The 628-nt window shown below is 30.6% G+C and carries 1 protein-coding gene; it reads left to right on the top strand.

Annotated features, from left to right (window positions below; all coding sequences use genetic code 11):
• Window positions 1–8 precede the first annotated feature (8 nt).
• Complete coding sequence (locus WMO19_RS09855; RefSeq protein ID WP_349171696.1) at window positions 9–341, top strand: DUF3847 domain-containing protein; 333 nt, start codon at window positions 9–11, stop codon at window positions 339–341.
• Window positions 342–628: the final 287 nt, after the last annotated feature.

A 628-nucleotide genomic window follows, 5' to 3' on the forward strand; every position in this document is an offset into this window, starting at 1 on the left:
AAAATGTAATGAGCCAGTTGGAAAAAGAAACTAAGAAAAAAGAACAGGTAGAAAACAAAATTAAGCAACTAAGACAAGAATCAAAAGAAATAAAAGATAAAATAGACGATACAGAAGAAAGATTAAGGCAACTAAAAAATCAAGAAAAAAAGATATTAAAACAAGACATAGTGAAAAAAAGAAAAGAAAGAACTCATAGGCTAATAAAAAGAGGAGCAATCTTAGAAAGCCTTATAAAAAATGCAGAAGAACTAACAGATGAAGAAATAAAAATCCTACTTGAAGAAGCAACAAAGACAAAAGAATTTAAAGAAACACTAAAAATAATAAGAGAAAATTAGGGAAAATATAATAATTAAATCTCCCTTAGATTTTCTAAGGGCGCAATTATACACCCTAAAGGGTGCTTGCGTCCTGCGGAGCCAAACCCTGAAGCGACCAACAACCATTCGCTTTTTAAAAGTCAAGGGTAAATAAACTCGCTAACGCTCGCCCTTGACTTTTAAAATTTGAAATGAAAGTAACAATTAAGCCGACATACTGAAACAACAAAAATTAATTCAGTAGTCGGCTTTTTCTATTCTATCATTTCAAAACGCTCATTCACAAAGTGGATATAAAAATCTAT

It is taken from the genome of Peptoniphilus hominis (ex Hitch et al. 2025) (assembly GCF_040096015.1).
In the GTDB taxonomy this organism is placed as follows: Bacteria; Bacillota; Clostridia; order Tissierellales; family Peptoniphilaceae; genus Peptoniphilus_A; species Peptoniphilus_A hominis.

Bases quoted from the DNA above. Each gene is read 5' to 3' on its own strand.
- WMO19_RS09855 (WP_349171696.1), top strand. From the start codon at position 9: ATGAGCCAGTTGGAAAAAGAAACTAAGAAAAAAGAACAGGTAGAAAAC.